Source organism: Streptomyces sp. NBC_01198, assembly GCF_036010485.1.
Lineage (GTDB): Bacteria > Actinomycetota > Actinomycetes > Streptomycetales > Streptomycetaceae > Actinacidiphila.
Window position 1 is genome coordinate 4,519,241 of the sequence record NZ_CP108568.1, and the last position, 17,713, is coordinate 4,536,953.

4 protein-coding genes are annotated in these 17,713 nt (G+C 68.8%); all 4 read right to left on the reverse strand.

Annotation, left to right across the window (positions count from 1 at the left end):
* Positions 1-85 precede the first annotated feature (85 nt).
* The 4 genes from OG702_RS20285 to OG702_RS20300 are packed head-to-tail and all read right to left on the reverse strand — an operon-like array spanning position 86 to position 17,494.
* Positions 86-2,395, reverse strand: a complete 2,310-nt coding sequence (locus OG702_RS20285) for a UvrD-helicase domain-containing protein (protein ID WP_327290319.1) — start codon at positions 2,393-2,395, stop codon at positions 86-88.
* Positions 2,392-9,126: a DEAD/DEAH box helicase gene (locus tag OG702_RS20290; RefSeq protein WP_327290320.1), complete on the reverse strand. Its 6,735-nt coding sequence runs from the start codon at positions 9,124-9,126 to the stop codon at positions 2,392-2,394. Before OG702_RS20290 ends, OG702_RS20285 begins: the two co-directional genes overlap by 4 nt.
* Entirely contained in the window at positions 9,123-14,627 is a 5,505-nt protein-coding gene (locus OG702_RS20295; RefSeq protein WP_327290321.1) for a hypothetical protein, read from the reverse strand. Before OG702_RS20295 ends, OG702_RS20290 begins: the two co-directional genes overlap by 4 nt.
* The gene (locus OG702_RS20300) at positions 14,624-17,494 is read right to left on the reverse strand and encodes an SNF2-related protein (RefSeq protein WP_327290322.1); all 2,871 of its coding nucleotides are present in this window, start codon (positions 17,492-17,494) and stop codon (positions 14,624-14,626) included. The genes OG702_RS20295 and OG702_RS20300 overlap by 4 nt, the downstream gene beginning before the upstream one ends.
* Between the last annotated feature and the right edge of the window lie 219 nt (positions 17,495-17,713).

Below are 17,713 nucleotides of genomic sequence, written 5' to 3' on the forward strand. Positions count from 1 at the left end.
ACCGGACCGAAAGCCAGGACGCTACGTATTACGGAACCCCGCTGGGAAGTTCGGTCACTCAGTGTCTGGACCCGGACTCCGCTCCTCATGCGTCCGGCAGATATGGACTGGGCTTTCCGTGCCAGCTGATTCGAAGGGCGTCTCGGGCCCGCGTGGCGGCGACGAAGAGCAGGGATCGGGCCTTGCGCTGTTCGCGCTCGTAGCGGGGTGGGTCCTCGGTGCGGTAGCGCTCGATGACGCTGGTGCGGGGGATGATGCCGTCGCTGGCGCCGATGATGGCCAGGCGCTGGTATTCGAGGCCCTTGAAACGATGCATGGTGCCGACGTGGACTTCACCGTCCCCCTTGGGCCCGTCCTTGGTGAGTTCCGCGCATGTGATGCCGGCCTTCGTAGCCAGGGAGTACATGGTCTGGCTGACCATCTCGCGGTCGGCGACGCACACGGCGATGCGGCCGCCGGGGTCGCGGGGGGCTCCGCTGTCGTCGGTGGACAGTTCCCCGAGCCAGGTGCGCAACGTGGTGCCGAGGGCGGCGAGTTCCTTGTCCCACGTGTCGTACTGGCTGAGGCTGGGCTCGGGGCCGTGCAGGACGGAGCGATAGCCGGCGAGCGTGTCAGAACCATCGTCGAGGTCGTCGTAGACGACCTTCCCGCTCTTTCCCTTAGGGTCGACGACTCGGAGCGCCTCGGCGAGGATTTCCTTGGTGGTGCGGTAGCTGAGGGTCAGGCGGTCGGCTCGGCCGCGGATGTTGATGCCGAGGGCTCCGAGGGCCACTTGGTGGTCGTAGATGCGCTGGTGGGTGTCGCCTGCGATGAACATGTCGTTGGGCAGATCCGGGTCGGCCATGGCCCGCAGCATCTTCCAGTGGGCGGGGCGAAGGTCCTGGGCCTCATCGACGACGATGTGTCGGTAGCGGTGTCCGAGGTAGCGCATGCCGGAACTATCGTCGCGGTGGATGAGATCCTTGCCGCCGATCTCGTCCTTGTGCTCCTGGCGCGCCTTGATCTTCGAGGCGCGTTCGATCTCGAAGCGGGCGGCCCGCTCGGCGGCCTGGCCCCAGGTCTCTACGCCGAGCTTGTCGAGGCGGGCGGTGAACTGCTCGACGAGCTTCCAGGCGTGGTTGCGCTCGGGGCGGGTCAGGGCACGGCCGCGGCCGGCGCGACGGGCCTTGAAGTAGTCGGAGCGGGTGGGGATCGACTGTCCGAGGATGACCTGCTCCCACTCTTCGAAGAGGAAGTCGGGTTCGAAGCGCTGGTCGTCGAGTTCGGCAAGCAGCTGGCGCATCTCGTTCAGGGCTACATGGTCGTAGACGCGCTGCTTGTTGCGTCCTGGGGCTGTGTTCTCGCCGAGGACGCGGGCGGCGAGCTGGTCGATGTGGGCGATGTCGACACGGGCCAGCAATTCGGGGCCGACGAGGGAGGCAAGACGCAGCCGCAGGTCGGTGGTGAGGTTCTTGGTGAAGGTCGTCAGCAGGATGGGCTTGTTGTGGCCGGGGGGCAGTTGCTCGGCCAGGTGCTTGACGCGGTGCAGGGCGACGATGGTCTTGCCGGTGCCGGGGCCGCCCGAGACCCGCGCGGGGCCGTTGTTGTGGCGGTGGACGATCCGTTCCTGCGTGGGGTGGAGGAAAACCTTCCAGGCGCGGAAGTCGCCCTCTTCGATGACGGCGCGTACGGCATCGTCCACGGTGGTCACCTTGGTGCGGGTGAGTGCGGTGGCGAAGTCCTCGGTATCAGGCTCCTCGTCGAGCTTGACCGGTGCAGTGATCTCCTTCCGCACCTCGTCGTAGTCCATGCCGGCGGCGAGACCGTACAGGACGTCCTTCGACAGCAGCGGTGCGCCTTCGAGGAGCTGGTCGAGTTCGGCGCTGGTGGTCACGGCGAGCGCGAGTTCGAGGAGCTGCTCGGCGACGCCGAGGTTGCGCAACTGCTCGGCTTGGTAGTCGGCCAGCAGCGGCCGGGCCGCCGACTCGAGTGCGGGACTCGGCTTCGGGGCCTGCTCGGCCTGCTCCGGCTCGGCAGGGGTGAGGGTGATGCCGGCCCGGCGCAGGGCGCTGTCACCGACGACGGCGAGGTCGACGAACTCGATCTCGCCGGTGACGCGGTTGACGGCGACCTGGAGCTCTTCGTAGACGTCCCTGCGGTGGCGGACGGCGATGACGAGCCAGCTCTCGGTGCCGTCGGCGTCGGTGCCGGTGGGGGTGAGCAGGGCCCGGTAGTCGTGGTTGACGCGAGCGGAGAAGATCCGCGAGTCGCCCTTGAGCCGCTTCCTCCGCAGGCCCGGCAGGTCGGGGTTCTTCCGGAAGTTGTGGGAGAAGTCGTAGAACTGAGCCTTGACCGAGCGGTCGAGCCTGTACAGCTCCTCTTCGGCCTTGCGGTACAGGCTGAGCCGGGCGGTCATCGGAGCGTGCCTTCTTCCGTGTCGGGGAGCTGTTCGAGCAGTTCGTCGAGGTGGGCGAGCCATTCGGCGGCGGTGCGGACCGTCCAGGCGTCCTTGGTGAACGCGTCGTCGCGTCGTCCTGCTTCGACGTCGTCAGCGCCTTCGTGGGCGGACACGACGGCGATCTTGATGCCGTTCGTGTGCCAGGCGAAGTCGGCCTGCCAGCGGCTGTCGCCGAGCTCGTAGCCGAAGACCGGTGCCTGCTTGCCGAGGTCGGCGAGGGTCTCGGCGAGCCGGAGGAGGGCCGGCGACTCATCGGGGTCGTCGCGGAGGATCTCCAGGATGTCCTCGTCCCACGCGGTGTCCCGCAGGGCTCGGACCAGGACGGCCTCGACGGTCGAGAGGCGCGCCGGGTCCGGGTCGACAGGCTTAACCACGGCGGCTGGCACCCCGACCCCTGCGGGAGCGGGGGCGCCCACGAGGGAGTCGAGTTCGCCGAGTCCCCCGCACACCGCCAGGATCTCCACCTCGAAGTCCGCGGCCTTGCTGGCGGCGAGCTGCACACCGTCGCCGCCGGCCTGAGACAGGAACTGGGTGAGGTTGGTCCAGTAGAGCCAGGACCGCCAGCGTTCCTTGTGCTCCTCGGTGTCCAGCGCGGCGTCGCTGTCGTCCAGGACGGTGATCGCGGTCCACTTCAGGTTCTCGGGATCGGCCGCGTCGAGGGTGAACACGGTGGGCAGGCCGGCCTCGTCGTGGGTGCGGAAGACGTGGACGGGTCCGATGCTTGCCGCGTCCAGCGTCACCGGCTCGTCCCGGCGCGGGGCGGTGGAGAAGGCGGCCAGCTGACCGCGTAGAGCGGCGACGAGTTCGCTGCGGCGTCCCGTGGCGGCCACCGGCGCGGTGCCGGGCTGGGCGGTGAGCCCGGTGACGAGGGCGCGGGCCCGGCGGGTCCAGGTCTCGGGGTCGGGGTCGCGCAGGAAGGCGATCAGCGTATCGATCGGGTTGGCGAAGACAGCGCCGGCGAAGTGGGCGCGCTGGCCGCCGTACTGCTCATAGGCCGATTTGGCTCCCTCCTGAGCGATCCCCTTGTAGGGCGGCCAGACGGGCTTGCTGCGCGTGGGGTTCTTCTCGAACAGATCGATGTCCGCCCAGGTGATCTGGAAGACGGTCGCGCCGTCCGCGCGTAGGCGCGTGCGCTTGGCGGCGTCGTCCGCGATGCGGTTGTGCTCACGGCTGGCGTGGAAGCGGAAGCCTTCGAGGTAGACCTTGACGCTCTGGGCCGGGCCATCGACTCGGGTGAAGGTGAAGTCGCTTACGGTGCCCTTGAGTTGCTGCTGCGCTGTCAGCCTCCAGTGGGTCACGCCGGTGGTGTCGGCGAACCGGAGGTGTCCGCTGGCGTGGCCGTCCTCGTCGAGCGAAGCGTCGTCGGTGACCTTCACCCAGCCGCGCAGGGCGGCCAGAAAGCGGGCTTCCAGGTCGGATTCCACCTGGGCGTCCAAGCCGACCAGCCCGGTGTGCTCCACCTCGGAGGTCTCCCAGCCGTCCCCGCCGTCCTTGGTGAACAGCAGCGACTCCAGCATGGTCAGCGCCGCCTGCCGGGAGACGACGTCCTGGAAGGGCTCCGGGGTGTAGCGGTGCAGGCAGCGGTGGCAGGCCCGGCGCTGCTCCTCGGCGCACGGGCATCCCTTGAGCATCTCGTACGCGGCGGTCAGCGTGTCGCGGAAGGTGTCGGGGTTCGTGAGCCGGTCCAGGTAGCCGGTGCCGCCGGGCAGGGAGTCGAACAGCACCAGAAACCAGCGGCGCTCGCCGCTGTCGTTGTCGGGCATGGACGCCACCGTGGTGGACAGGTGCTGCGGGTCGCCGCCGAAGTGCAGGTCCACGCCGAGCCGCAGGGCGGCACGGAAGGAATGCACTTTGGAGTCGACGTCGGCGGTGGCGGCCGGGATCAGTACGCGCAGGGCCTCGGTCTGCAACTGATGGGCGAGCAGCACCGGCTCCTCCCGCGCCTCGGTCTTCTTGCCCCGACGCAACGGGCACCACGGGCGGTGGTGCTTGAGCAGCCCGCTGCGGGCGGCCAGCGAGTCCACCTGGTCGGTGTCGTGGTCGAAGACCGGCCGACCGTCCGCGCTGGCGGCCCCGCACGCCGTGCACACGTGGAAGGGGTTGAGGCGCACAAGGTTGCCGGCGAAGTCGTCGCGGGCCTGCGCGTCGTAGCGAACCGGTCCGACGTTGATCCGCCGGATCATGGCGCGGCGGCAGTAGTCGACCCCGAAGGTCTGGTGCTTGTGCCGCCAGGAGCCGGGCTCGATGTCGCCGAGCGGGATGTCCACCGCGTCCACCACGGTGTACGTGCGGCGGTCTCGGTCGTCCTTGTCGTCGCGGATGCGAGCGTCCTCCCGCTTGTCGCGCGAGGTGACGGTAGCGGGTTCGACGATCTGGAACAGGCAGGAGCCGTCGTCGGCGATGTGCGTGGTCTTGCAGCGCGGGCACGGCGAGCGGTCCTCGGCGGCGTTCTCGGTGCGGACGTAGCCACAGCCGGGGCACACTCGCCAGGTGCGCCACTCCTGCCGGCCGCCGGTGGAGATCTCCAGGCCGCTGATCTCGTGCTTGTAGCCATTGACGTAGAAGGTGTTGCCGGGGGCCAGCTCCTGCAGGGCCAGGCGGCGAGGCCGCTCGTAGGAGTAGGTGTCGGAGTCGAACTTCGTCGGGTCGGCCTCGTTCTCGCCGTACAGCGTCGCCGCCAGGACGGTGGTCGTGTCGATGAGCGCGTAGTTCGGCAGTAGGCCGAGGTCGCACAGCGCCGTCTGCGCGGCGGTCTCGCCCAGGTTCATCAGTCGCCGGCCGACGCCGCGCCGTTCGGCATCGAGCTCCGCTTTCTGCCGGAGCTGGTCCGGGTCGGAGTCGTGCAGCTCGTCGTGAGCCTCGTCGATGTCCTTGATCCGGGCCCGCAGGGCGTGCTGGTCCCGGAACCACTCGCGCTCGGCTTCCTCGACCTTGCCGCGCAGGTCGTGCGTGGCGAACGCGATGAGATCGTTGCGCGCCTGGTCGCTGACGCCGGTGGGGAAGAGGTCGAGGAAGCCCTTGACGAGTTCCTCGCCCCGGGTGAGGGCCACCTCGACCAGGTCGGTGAGGTAGCCCGACGGCCCGAACAACCGCGGCGCCTTGCGCGGCATGGCACGCAGCGCGACGCCGTCGGCACGTATCAGCCGTCCGGCCGCGGCAAGGTCCAGCAGGTGCGCCAGATACTGGCGGCGCAGGATCTCGACGGCCGAGAGGTAGCAGCCCGGCGGCACGATGGTGCCCGCGATCAACTCCTTCGGTCGTTCCAGGAAGTACAGGTCGCGGCGCCGGCGGTCCGGGATCGTCAGCAGGAACGCGTTGCCGGTGCGGCGACCGGCCCGCCCCACCTGCTGGGCGTAGGAGGCGGGGCGTCGGGGTAGCGCGGCGAGCACCACGGCGGCCAGGTCACCGATGTCGATGCCCATCTCCAGCGTGGGTGTGCAGGACAGCACGTTGGGGTCCTTGAAGCCTTCGCGCTGCTTGAAGGCGTTCTCCACCTTCTCGCGCTGCGGGCGGGTGAGCATGCCGGTGTGTTCGGCGGTGACCACCTGGTACGTGCCTGCCCTGCGGTACAGGCTCCGGTAGTAGTCACGGGTGTAGTCGCGGTCGCGGTGGTGGACGCCCAGCCCTTCGGGGCGGTCACCGGCCACCAGTCGGCCCCTGCGGCAGCGGTAGGAGGGGCAGGGCTGGTCGTGCCACTGATCCAGTAGGGATGGGTGGACGGTCTGCTCCCAGAAGCAGACCGGACAGCGCACGTACGCGTGCCGCACGTGCTGGTCGTCCAGCAACCAGGCTTCGACGTTGCCGGGCTTGAGCCCGTAGACCCTCAGCGAGGTGTCGTTCGGGGTGCGCACCGACAGAAGGCCCAGCGCAGCCAGCTCGGGCAGCAGCGCGGACCAGAACTCCGGTGCCAGCTCGCGCGGCAGGCTCAGACAGCGCCCCGCCCACCGCTCGTACCAGGACAGCCGGCCGGTGGCGAAGTCGAACTCGCTGCCGTTCTTGGGCTGCCCGAGCAGGAACACTGGGGCCGCGACCCGCTTGGGGAACGCGCGCATCCCCCGGGCCCGCTTCCCCCAGATGAAGTACCGGCTCGTGCCGGCCTCGTCGATGTACTTGTCCAGCCAGTGGTGGGCGACCGCGCCACGGGTACGCAGCCGCTCCAGGAAGATCCGCACGAACGCCAAGTAGCGCGCGTCGTCCTGCGCCACCAGCGGCACCCGGTCGCCGACGCACTCCTCATGGATACGCCTGACCAGCGCGACGACTGCCGCCGGGTCCTCAATACGCACCTGTGCGGCGGCTGTTCGGGTCAGTTCCAGGGTCCGGCCGTTGCGGGAGCGGAAGCCGAACTCCATGAGCGTCTCGAAGGCCAGTCGCTGTCCGATCAACTGCCACACCCGCATGCTGCCGCCACGTCCCTTGCCGGACAGCAGCTTGTCGACGCCTTTGTAGACGTGGAGGTCCGGAGGGACCACCGCCGCGAGGGTGTCCTTGTCCGTGGTGGCCTCGACCACGTCGGCGATCAGGTCGTTGAGCGCCTTCGGCTGCTGGTTCGTGAGGTGCTTGGCCAGCAGCGCGCGCAGGGAGAACGTGTAGGAGCGGTTGGCGACGAACCCGGCTCGGTGCGCGGCATCCTGCACCGAGTCGTTGAACATCAGCGTCTTGTCCTCGTGCAGCTCCTTGTCCAGCTCCCCGCCGGTGAAGAGCTGCGTGATCGACGCCGCGGCCATCGCCGCCGAGCCGGTACCGAGGTAGCGGATCGCGTTGCGCTCCCCACACGCCGGACACCAGTCCTCCTTGGCCGCGGTGTTCGCCACCGTGCCGCCGAAGTGCACCAGTACGAACGCCGAGTCGCGGGCGGTCAGCCGCGGCTCCTTCGTCTCCTGGTCGTAGTCGTTGAGCGGGTCGGGCAGGCGGAGCCGCTTGCGCGCCCCGTCCAGCACCATCAGCACCCCGCCGGTGCCCTGCCCTCCTGCGGCGGCGGAGCCCGCCCGCCGTCCCGCGGCCGACATCAGCCCAGCGCCGGAGCCCTCCCGCGCCTCCTCGTCGGTCGCCGCGATCAGGTTCCGCACCCGGGCCTTGTCCTGCCCCAGGGAGGCCCGCCGGACCTTGAACGTGTCGAACTGCACGTCGTGGTCGTCGCTCTCCGGCGAGAACACCGCCCAGCCAGACCGCCCGCAGTCACGGCAGTAGACGGCCGGCAGGAAGAGGTTGGCGCTCTGCCCGGACGTCGCCGTCGTCACCGGCGCTGCGCGATCGCCGTCCACGGCACTCGCATCGGCCAGCCCGGCGACGTCCCAGCGGAACTCCGCCTTCGGCCACGGCAAGACTCCGCGCAGCAGCCGCGACACCGACCGCGCCCACTGATGCACCTCGACGTGCACGAACGGCCGAGGCTCCCCCGGCGGTGACTTCGGGTCCCGCGCATACGACAGCAGCGCCACGAACCGGGCCAGCGCCTCGGCCGCCTTCTCGGGCTGCCGCGCCACGGCCTCCGCCCAGCCGGCCGCGCCCACCCGCCACATGACGTCCAGTACCTCGGCGCTGTTCTTCACTTCGCCGTCCAGCGCCTCCATCACGGCACGCGTGAACAGGTGCTGTTTCAGGTTTCTTCCAAGTACGACGGGATCGGCGTCGCGTACTCCTGTTACGGCCTCGATGAGGTCGAGCAGGGCCTCATCGCCGGACGCGGGGTCGGGCAGCGCCAGCAGCTCGTCGGGGTTAGGCAGCCGCTGCATCTGCACGTCGAGGCGAGGGATGAACTCCTCCACCGACATCCGGTTCTCCCCGACGACGGACTCCCGGGTGAACTCGGTGCCGAAGACGTCGGTCGCCACCTCCAGCAGGCGTGCCACGCCGTCCTCGTCCGTCCCGGACGCGAGCGTGGCCGAGGTGGCGACCGGGCAGATGCTCCCCAGAGGGCGGCCCTTCTCGGACGCGCCGACCGCGGACGCGAGACGACGCAGCAGCATCGCCACGTCCGTGCCCTGCGCCCCGTCGTAGGTGTGGAACTCATCCACCACGACGTACCGGATGTCCGCCTCCCGCCACAGCGGGGCGTCCTCCTCACGCTGGAGGAGCAGGTCGAGCATCTTGTAGTTGGTGATCAGGATGTCCGGCGGCGACAACTGCATGTCGGCACGCCGAGTCCGCACCTTCTCGTACTGCGTGGCCGCCCTGTCCCCGATGTACAAGCCCGCCCGCAGCTTGCCCAGGTCGCCGTTCTGCGTAAGCAGTTCGTTGATGCGCTGCGCTTGGTCGGTAGCGAGCGCGTTCATCGGATACAGGAACACCGCCTTGACGCCGGCCTTACCTGCGTCGCGCTCCCTGCGGCAGTGGTCGAGTACCGGGTAGAGGAAGGCTTCCGTCTTGCCCGAGCCCGTGCCCGTGGTGACGAGGGTCGGCTGCGGGATGTGCCCGTTCGCGGACGTCAGCCGGGCGAAGGCGGCGGCCTGATGCACGTAGGGTACGAACCCCTCGCGCTGCCAGTCCAGATGCTCGCGCCAGCCGACATCGGCTGTGGTGAAAGGCGTCCGGATACGCAGGTACGGCCCACGGAACATCCCCGCCGTCTCATCCCCGAGGAACCGGTGCAGCGCCTCACGCGCACCCTCGTCGCTGAGCGCATAGGTCGTTGACAGGTACTGCAGCAGGCTTTCCTTGAGCCCTCGCGCCTGGAGCGTCGGCCTCACGGTTGCTCCACTTCCCGTGCCGGCGGCGCCCACGTACCGGCGGCAACCGCCGCGTCCAGGCGCTCCTTGAAGTGGACGTGCGCCTCGCGCATCTCAAGCTCGCGCTTGGCCTGGTAGAACGGGGCGCGGTAGCCAACCGGGACGGGCAAGCCCTCCGTGTCCCGGCCCTGCTCCACGGCCATCCGGTAGGGCTCGAAGTCCTTCCAGGAGTCCTTGCTCTGCCGCTGGCCGATGGTGCGGGCATTCCCGGCGATCTTCCACCCGTCAGCGTCGAACCACGTCACGGCCTCGTACTTCTGGAGCACGGGAAACCGTCCCTTGTAAGCGGCGATCAGCGCGTCCGCGTCCATGCCGAGCCACACAGCAACGAGAGCGTCGATCTCGACGAGGGCGGAACGACGTGCACGCTCGGTCCGGAGGGGCGTCTCTCGCTGCCAGCCCGGGGTGACGTCGTTGAGCGGCTGGAGGTCGGGCCAGTCGCGCGCCCAGGGTTCGTCAGTCTGCCAGGCGGGCTCGTAGAGCTCCGCCCAGAGGTCGGAGTAGGCGGTGGTCAAGCAGTTGAGGCGGAGGGTACGGAGGAGGAGGGCGGAGGCCAGGGGGTGGTCGGGGGTGGGGGCGGGCATAGCTTTGACGCCGGCGTTACGCAGGTGTCCTCTTCCAGTCGCCCGCAAGAAGTAGTCCATCGGCAAGGATGCCCAAAACCCTCCCACCAGGGCGGTGGCAGCAAGTGACGGCATAGCAAGGCTATGGACGTTGTCAACATGTGCCATGCCCCGAGGGACCATGGCTGCGTACAAGGCCCGTTCGGTGTTTGGTGCGATCATGGAACGCCACGCCAGCCGGGGGAAAACCGCGAAGCGCCGCCGAGCCCGCTCCGTCAGTGCGGCATCGATCTGCTCCGAAGTCACCTCTTCCTCGGGAATGAGCCGCGCGCGAGCGACCTGCCGACGGGCGCGGCCCAACGCCTTCTCACTCGCTCGCAGACGGGCGAGTGCCTGGTAATCGACCCATCGGTCCTGGGCGGCCAGGTACTGGAGGTTCCTGCCTCGGGCCCGCACGTACTCGGTGTCGGGCACAAAATCCGGGGCCAAGGTAACGAGATCCGCGCCATAAGGGTCATTGCTGTTCGCGTCATGCCGTTTGAACACCGGCGTGGCAACACTGATCTGGGTTCCCTTAACGATCACCTGGCGCCACCGGTCCGGCTGGTACTCCTCACCCGTCCTGGTATCGGGCCGGTTGTAGTCGATCAGTTTATCCTTCTTGGCTCCGCTCTCGTGGTAACCCGGCGTGATCTGTGGCCCCATGGCCCCCAACCGCACCGGGTAGTCCGCCAAGGCTTCGATCGCCACGGCCTCAGCCGTGCTCACCGGAAACAGCAAGCGCGCCTGCTCGACCGGCTGGTCGGTCTCATCCAGCAGCCGTTGCCACACCTCAAGCTGACGGGCGTCCACCCGTACCACGCGGGCCCGATGCGCCCGTTCGTCAAACTCACCGTTCCGATACCGGACCCCCGGAATCTCACCGGAGCCGTCGTGCTTCGACGAGTTTCGCAACGCGTCCGCGGAAACCAGCCAGGAGAGGTGATCGAAGCCGATCCCCCGGGGCCGCCCGTAGACGTGCACACCGAAGTGGGCGGTATCCCCGACCGGTCGTGGGAAGAAGCGCTGCCCCGAGTTTACGAAGTCCCCATGGATCCGGAGCCTCTGGTACGCCGCCTCCCGAATCGCCCCTTCCTTGTCTCCGGTGAAGTGCGTGTCCGGATGCACCATCCCCGCTGTCCCGTCCGCTGACGTGTGCGCCCATACCTGGGACATGAACGCCCGATACAAGTCCGGCTGCGTCCCCGCCAGCAGCGGGTACACCTGTGGCGACCCGAACACCGCAACCTGCGCGCTGGTGCTGGTGAGCTCCCCCAGCACGTACCGCCGCGCCTCGCTCTTCCCCAGCACCTCCCGGCGCCTTCGATCCCTGTCCGCCGTCGACGCCTTCGCCTCCAGCTCGAACCACGGCTCATGCTCGGCCAGCAGCGCGGACTCGTCCCACCGGGGCCGCACCCACGGCGGATTCCCGACCTGGAGGTCAAAGCCTCCTCTCCGGGCAAACACGAGTGCGAACTCCAGCTCCCAGTGCAGGAAGCCCTGCTCGTCGGCAACGTCCCGTACCGTCCGCAACCAGGGGAAGCGGTCCTCCGGGTTGCCGGCGTCCATGCCCATGAAGCCGGGCAGGGCCTCTTCCCACGCCTTGAGGTCGCCGAGGCTCTGGAAGCCGTCGATGAGAGTGTTGCCGTCGGGTAGGTCGGCTGTGCCGAGCATGGCCTCAACGAACTCCAGCCAATCGTCCAGGTCCCGGAGGGGCACGGACGCTCGCCGTCCCGGCGCCTTCGGCTTTGCCGGGCCTGCTTTCACCTGCTTCGGAAGGATCTCCTTCACCTCGACAACCTCGTCGCGGAGATCGTCGAAGGAGGTCTGCTCGGGCCCCATGGCGAACAGAGCCGACACCTCGACGTACCGCGGGCTCGCGGGAGCCGACGTTTCCGGGGCCTCCACGGCCGGGGCCGCGGCCTCGTCCGACTCCCTCATCGGCGGGACGGTGCCCAGCAGTTCGCCGAGACCGTCCACGTCGCCGGCCTCGATCGGCGCGGCGTACTCCGCGTCCGTCCCGTCGAGTTGCGCAGCCTTCTCCACAGGCCAGAACCACAGCGCGCACCAGGCGTCCATGACCTTCTTCAGCCGCCAGTACGGGGTGTCGACGGCATTGAAGAGGTCTTCCAGGACCTTCTCCTTGGGCACCGCCTGCCGGGGGCGCTGGAGGAAGGCGTACTCGGGGTCGTCGGGGTCGGCCCGCCAGACGTCGATGTGTCGGGCGATTTCTTTCTCGGAGAGCTCCATGCGCTTGACGACGGCTGCCCACAGGAACTCGGCTCGCCGGGCGGCGTCCCGCAGTCGCGTGTACTGCGACGTCGCTTCCGTCTTCGGCTTCCTGGTGCGCGGGTTGAGGGCGACCGTGCCGTCCTTGTTGAGGTGGGCGGTGCTGCGCTTGGGCCGCTTGAGGATGCCCTTCTTCCAGGCGGCGAGCCGCGCCACATCCTCCGGCGCGAGCTCCCGTGCTTCCTTCGAGCCAGCGACCGCGGCCCAACCGGGGCTCGGCAGCAGGAACTGGTGAACCGCTCCCTCGGGAAGCAGTTGCGGCTCACCGTCCTTCAGGAAGGGCAGCGATGTCGGGGCCAGGGCGTCCTTCGCCTTGAGCCACGCCTTGTCCGCGCTCGCGACGTCGTCACCCGCGAAGACCGCGCGGCGGGCGCCGATGAGGGAGTTGCCGCGACGCAGGTGCAGGCCGAACCAGGGGGCGCGCATGCCGGGGTGCATGGTGTTGAGCCAGAGGGACACCTCGGCCAGTTCGACGCCGGTGGGGTTGAGGTCGACCCCGTAGGCGTTGTGCAAGGCGACGTACGCCTTGACCTTCTGCTTCTCGGTGATGGCGGTGTCGGCCGGGATGCTGATGCCGAGTTCTTCCTGCCGGCGGCGCAGGTATTCGTCGGCGACCTGGTTGATGGCCTCGTTGAGGAAGGCGCCTGAGCCGAGCGCGGGCTCACAGATCTTGAACTTCAGCAGTTCCGAGGCCCGGGTCTTGATGATGTTCTTGTGCTCGTCCCGCTCCTGGTCGAGGCGGTGTTCGAGGGCGAGTTCGACGGTGACCTTGGTCAGTGACTCGGGGGTGTAGTACGAGGCGGAGGTCTCGCGGTCGCGGCCGGCGAGCCGGTACACGAAGGAGCCCTTGGGGTATCTCTTCACGCCGCGCAGGCCCTTGCGGGCGTCGTCCTCGCCGTAGTGGACCAGAGTGCTGTCCGGGTATTGGTCCTGTTTGCGGGACGGGACGAGCCACGAGCCCTGTTCCGGATCTCCGCCGCGGGCCACCTCGCACAGTTCCTCGTCGGCGATGATGCCGGTGTAGGACATCAGGCCCTCGTAGACCGCGCCCAGCTGGTTGATGCCGAGGTTTCGGTAGGAGATGAAGCCGCCGCGCTCTCCGCGCTTGCCCTTCTTCATGGTGAGAAGCCGCAGTACCTCGTGTAGGGCTTCGTTGCGCAGGCGCAGGTCGAGCCAGCGGGGGTCGTCGTCCTCGTCGCTGCGGGGGTCGAGGACGCCCCGGCCGATGAGGCGGATGGCGCTGGGTTCGAAGAGTGCACTGCTCAGGGGCTCGAAGCGCAGGCCCCGGTCCTCGGTGCGGCGGGCGGCCTTGGCCCTGCGGGTCTCCTCGTCGTCGCCCGGCTGGTCGTCGTCGGGCTCGCTGCCGTACTCGCGGTGGCCGTAGTTGACCTTGTTGAACAGGACGTCGAGGGACTCGTAGAGGTGGAAGCCGCTGCGTGCCTCCTCTTCGACGAGTTCCTCGTCGCGCTCCACGAGTTCCCGCAGCCGGGTCATGGAGTAGCCGGCCTCGTAGGAGCCATCGTCGGCGGGAAGAATGCCGAGTTCGGGCCGGGCCTCGGCATACAGCAAGAACAGGATGCGGTAGAGGTAGCGGAGGGCTTCGCGAGTGAGTTCCCGGGCAAAGGGGATCTTGGGGTCTTCGATGGCGGCCGGGGTGACGTCGCTTCCCGCTTCGGCCATCCGGCGCAGGACTCCATTGGCGATGATCTCGACGGAGCGCTGCAGTCCGTAGCGCAGTTCGGTGGACACGCCGGCCGCGTTGGCGCCGGAGGACTTCAGGAGGGCATCGATCCCCCGGCTCTGGTCGTTCTCGCCGGGTCGGAGCATGTCCAGGCTGAACAGCGCTGCGATGGTGGCGAGTTCGCCGTGCTGGGTGCCGTCGTTGCGTTCGAGGGCGGCGTCGAGGTTGACGGCGATGTAGCGGCCTTCGCTCCACGCCTGGCGGTCGGCGAGGACGAGCACGCCGCCGCACAGCAGCAGGACGAAGCGGGGGTGCGGCCCGCCCGCTTCTCCGATCTCGCTCTGGAAGAGCCAGGAGGCCAGGGCGGCTCCGGTGTCGTACGACTCGCCGGCGGCTGCGCGGAAGGGCGCGAGCAGCCGTCCCGCGCCGTCGGCGTTGAGCGCGCTGTCGTTGTCCGCGGTCCAGCCGCAGTCGAGGGCGATGATGCCGTGGCCGTGGTGGGCGATGGGCACGGTGTGGTCGCGCCCAGCGCGGTGCACGGTGAGCTCGGTCGGCGCGGGGTCGTAGCCGAGCGCGCGCAGGACCGTCTGGTGCCACTCGGCGAGCCGCTTCGTCCACTCGGGGTCGTTGTATGTGTGGAGGCGGGCTTCATCCTCGGCGTCGGCCAGGGCCGCCTGGGCGAAGTAGCCGCGCACTTCCTCGGCGAGGTAGGGCGTGCGCAGGGTGCGTACCAGCTCGCGCGGTGTCCTGCGCGGGTCGTTCTCGTCCGTCTCGCGCACTGTCCAGCGCGTGAACAGACCCTTCTTGAGGTCGGTGCCGAGCTGTTCGGCGAAGTAGTGCGCGGACAGGTACTCGCCGCGGTTGGTGAAGGAGTCGAACTCGGTGCTCATCGCGCGGTGCCTCCTTCAGCGGCGTCGTGGGGTTCGAGGACGGCCAGTAGGCGGAGCATGGGCTCGCTGGCGGTCTGCAGGGACGTGATCAGTTGCAGTCGCCGCCGTGCCGTGCGGTCGAGTTCGGCTTCCTTCGGGCGGGCGCTGGCGAAGATCGCGTCTTGCCGCCATTCGGCGACGCGGCGACGGTAGGGGGCGAGCGTCTCGTCGATCTTCCTGCGGTAGTCGGCCTCCAGCGTGACCAGATGGTCCTGCGCGGCGTCGATAGCGTTGGGGACGAGTGCTCCGAGGCCGGGAAGGTCGCGGGGGGTAGCGCGGCCCGGCATGTTCGGGCCCACCCCGTAGCGCTCCAGAGTGTCCGCGGTCAGCTTCTCCACGACGGGGTCGCCGGAGAGGCCGGAAACGGCCATCCACTCGACGATGGTGGGCTTGCCCAGGGCGTTCGAGTAGACGCCCTGCACCAGGTACGTCGGGCTGTCCACGGTGGCGGCGAGCACGGGGGCCTTGTGTCGCCCGATCTCGACCAGCACCTTGTCCGTCAGCCAGTCCAGGACGGGGTGGATGTCGGTGACGTAGGAGACGTTCGGCCACTGGGAGGCGGTGGTCTCCCGTGCCGCCTTCAGACGCGCACCGGCGAGGCCCTTGGAGAAGGTGACGCGGATACGGCCGGGCGCGTTCTTGCGCGGCAGGATCTCCTGCTCGTCGAGGTACGACTTGGGCAGCGCCTTGAGGCGGTATAGCAGGTCCCTCGGCGGTTCGAAGGCGATGGTGCCGTTGTCCTCGCGCCGCAGGGAGAGCATGTCCTCGGGGTTGGGATGGCAGACCTGCCGCAGCGCCTCGTCGAAGTAGTCGGCCGTGGAGGGGAAGAGCTTCGGCACTTCTGCCCGTGCCACCTCGGGGTGTTCGTGCACCGCTCCGACCTGTCCGAGCAGCCCGGCGAGGAAGGCGGCACCGCCCTGCTGCGACTGCTTGATGGACTGCTCGACCGTGCGGCCGGCGACCAGGTCCTGGGTAAGGCGGTTCTCCTCCTCCTTGGCCCGGTACAGGCCGGTGACGGCCTCAGCCGATCCCTCGATCTTGTGGGCTTCCTCCTCACGCCTGAGGAGCTTCTCCCCCACCAGCCGGTCGTCCAGCGTCCGCGGGCGGCCAGTGGCCTCGTCCGTGCGCCATGGGACGTCACTGGTGAGGATCAGCGCGCGGAACTCGGGTGGGTGCTCCTGCCCGTACCGGTCGATGCGCCCGTTGCGCTGCTCAATACGGATCAGGGACCAGGGCAGGTCGTAGTGGATCAGCCGGTGGCACTGCTGGTGAAGGTTGACCCCCTCGGAGGCCACGTCGCCGGTGAACAGGAGGCGCACGGGGTCGTCGCTCAGGCCGAACTTCTCGACGATGTCCTGCTGCTCCTGGTCGGTGGTCGCCTCGCCGTGCATGACCTGCACCACGCCGCCGAACGCCAGCCACGGCTTCTTGTCGTCCGGGCTCGTGGTGGCTTTGAAGCCCAGGGCGGCCGGCACTTTCCCGGCCAGCCATTTCAGGGTGGGAATGCTCTCGGAGAACACGACGACTCGGACATCGGAGCCTGGCCCGACACCCATGGTGCGCAGTTCGTCCACCAGCGCGGTGAGCTTCGCCGAGTCCTGGTCCTCGATCCGCTCGGCCAGGCCCTGCAGGTCGACTAGTGCTGCCCGCTCGATCCTCCTCGCCACTTCACGTGCCGCCGGGTCCTCGGGGCGGGTCTGGCGTTTCGCGCCGCTGCTCGGCTTCTCCGTAGGCGGGCTGTCGAGAGTGCCGATGCGAGTCTTGATCGTTTCCAGCAGGGCCCTGTGCGAGGACAGGAACGACTTCAGCAACCGGTAGGGGACGAGCTGATGCCTGCTGACCGATGCCGCCGATGGGCTCGCGGGGATCCATCGCGTGGCCAATTCCTCGAAGACCGCAAGTTCCTTCGCAGTGGCCGGCACGTGGATGGGCAAGGAGGGACCGCGGTCCGCCCACGCGCCCTTGAGCGACTCTCGCACCTCCGGCGACCTCTTCGTCCGCCGGATGTAGAGGTGGCCGAGATCCTCCACGTCGTACTTCGAGGGGTCGGCGATGGCGGCCTCGTCGAGCATCCCGACCAGTTCGGCGAACGATGCGGCGTCGCCGTTGTGCGGGGTGGCCGAGGCCAGGACGAGCGCGTCGGTCTTGCGGGCCAGCAGGCGGGCGAGCGCGTTGTTCTTCGTGCCACGGTTGACGAGGTTGTGCGACTCGTCGATGACGACGGCGTCCCAGTCGGTGCGCTCCAGGTGGTGCGCATAGACATCGCTCTTCAGCGTGTCGACCGAGATGATCACGCGCTTGAAGTACGCGAACGGATTGCGCCCCGCGGGAATGTCCTGCTGCACGCGCTGAATGCCGGTCGAGTCCAGGCGCACGAGCGGAATCCCGAACCTCGTCCACAGCTCTCGCTGGAACTGCTCCAGCACGTGCTGCGGTGTCACCACCAAAATCCGCTCGCCACGCCCTCGCCTGATCAGCTCCGCCAGGAGCACCCCGATCTCCAGGGTCTTGCCGAGACCCACGACATCGGCGACGAGGATTCGCGGCTGCGGGTTCTTCATGGACAGCGCCAGCTCCGCCGGCCGCAACTGGTGGACCTGCTGGTCCATGAGGAAGTTGTCCGCCAACGCCAGGCCGTGCTCGGTCTGCGGCAGGTACGCCTTGCGCATGATCGCTTCGAGGAAGAGCCGGGACCGGCGGTGGTTCGGCGAGTCGTCCGACACCAGCTCCGTTTCGCGGGGGTCCAGCTCCTGCACCACGTCGAGGCGGTCGTAGAAGGTGGCGTCCACACCCCGGACGAACGACGAGATGCCAGTGACTTCCACCATCCATCCGTCGTGGTCGGTGCGGATGCACTGGCGCACGAGCCACAGCTCGTCGCGGATGAGGACCTGAGCACCCGGCGCATACCCGCCTGACGACGGGAGCCACCTCTGCCGCGCATCCTCGTCGGGCCGGTCGGCGCGTCCCTCCGAATCGCTCCGACCGCTCACGGTTCCCGTCTCGACGCTCAACACCCGCTCCGAATCATCACCCTCGACGCATGC

Coding starts and splice junctions, on each gene's coding strand:
- OG702_RS20300 (WP_327290322.1), bottom strand. CDS start 17,494: ATGGTGGAAGTCACTGGCATCTCGTCGTTCGTCCGGGGTGTGGACGCC.
- OG702_RS20295 (WP_327290321.1), bottom strand. CDS start 14,627: ATGAGCACCGAGTTCGACTCCTTCACCAACCGCGGCGAGTACCTGTCC.
- OG702_RS20285 (WP_327290319.1), bottom strand. CDS start 2,395: ATGACCGCCCGGCTCAGCCTGTACCGCAAGGCCGAAGAGGAGCTGTAC.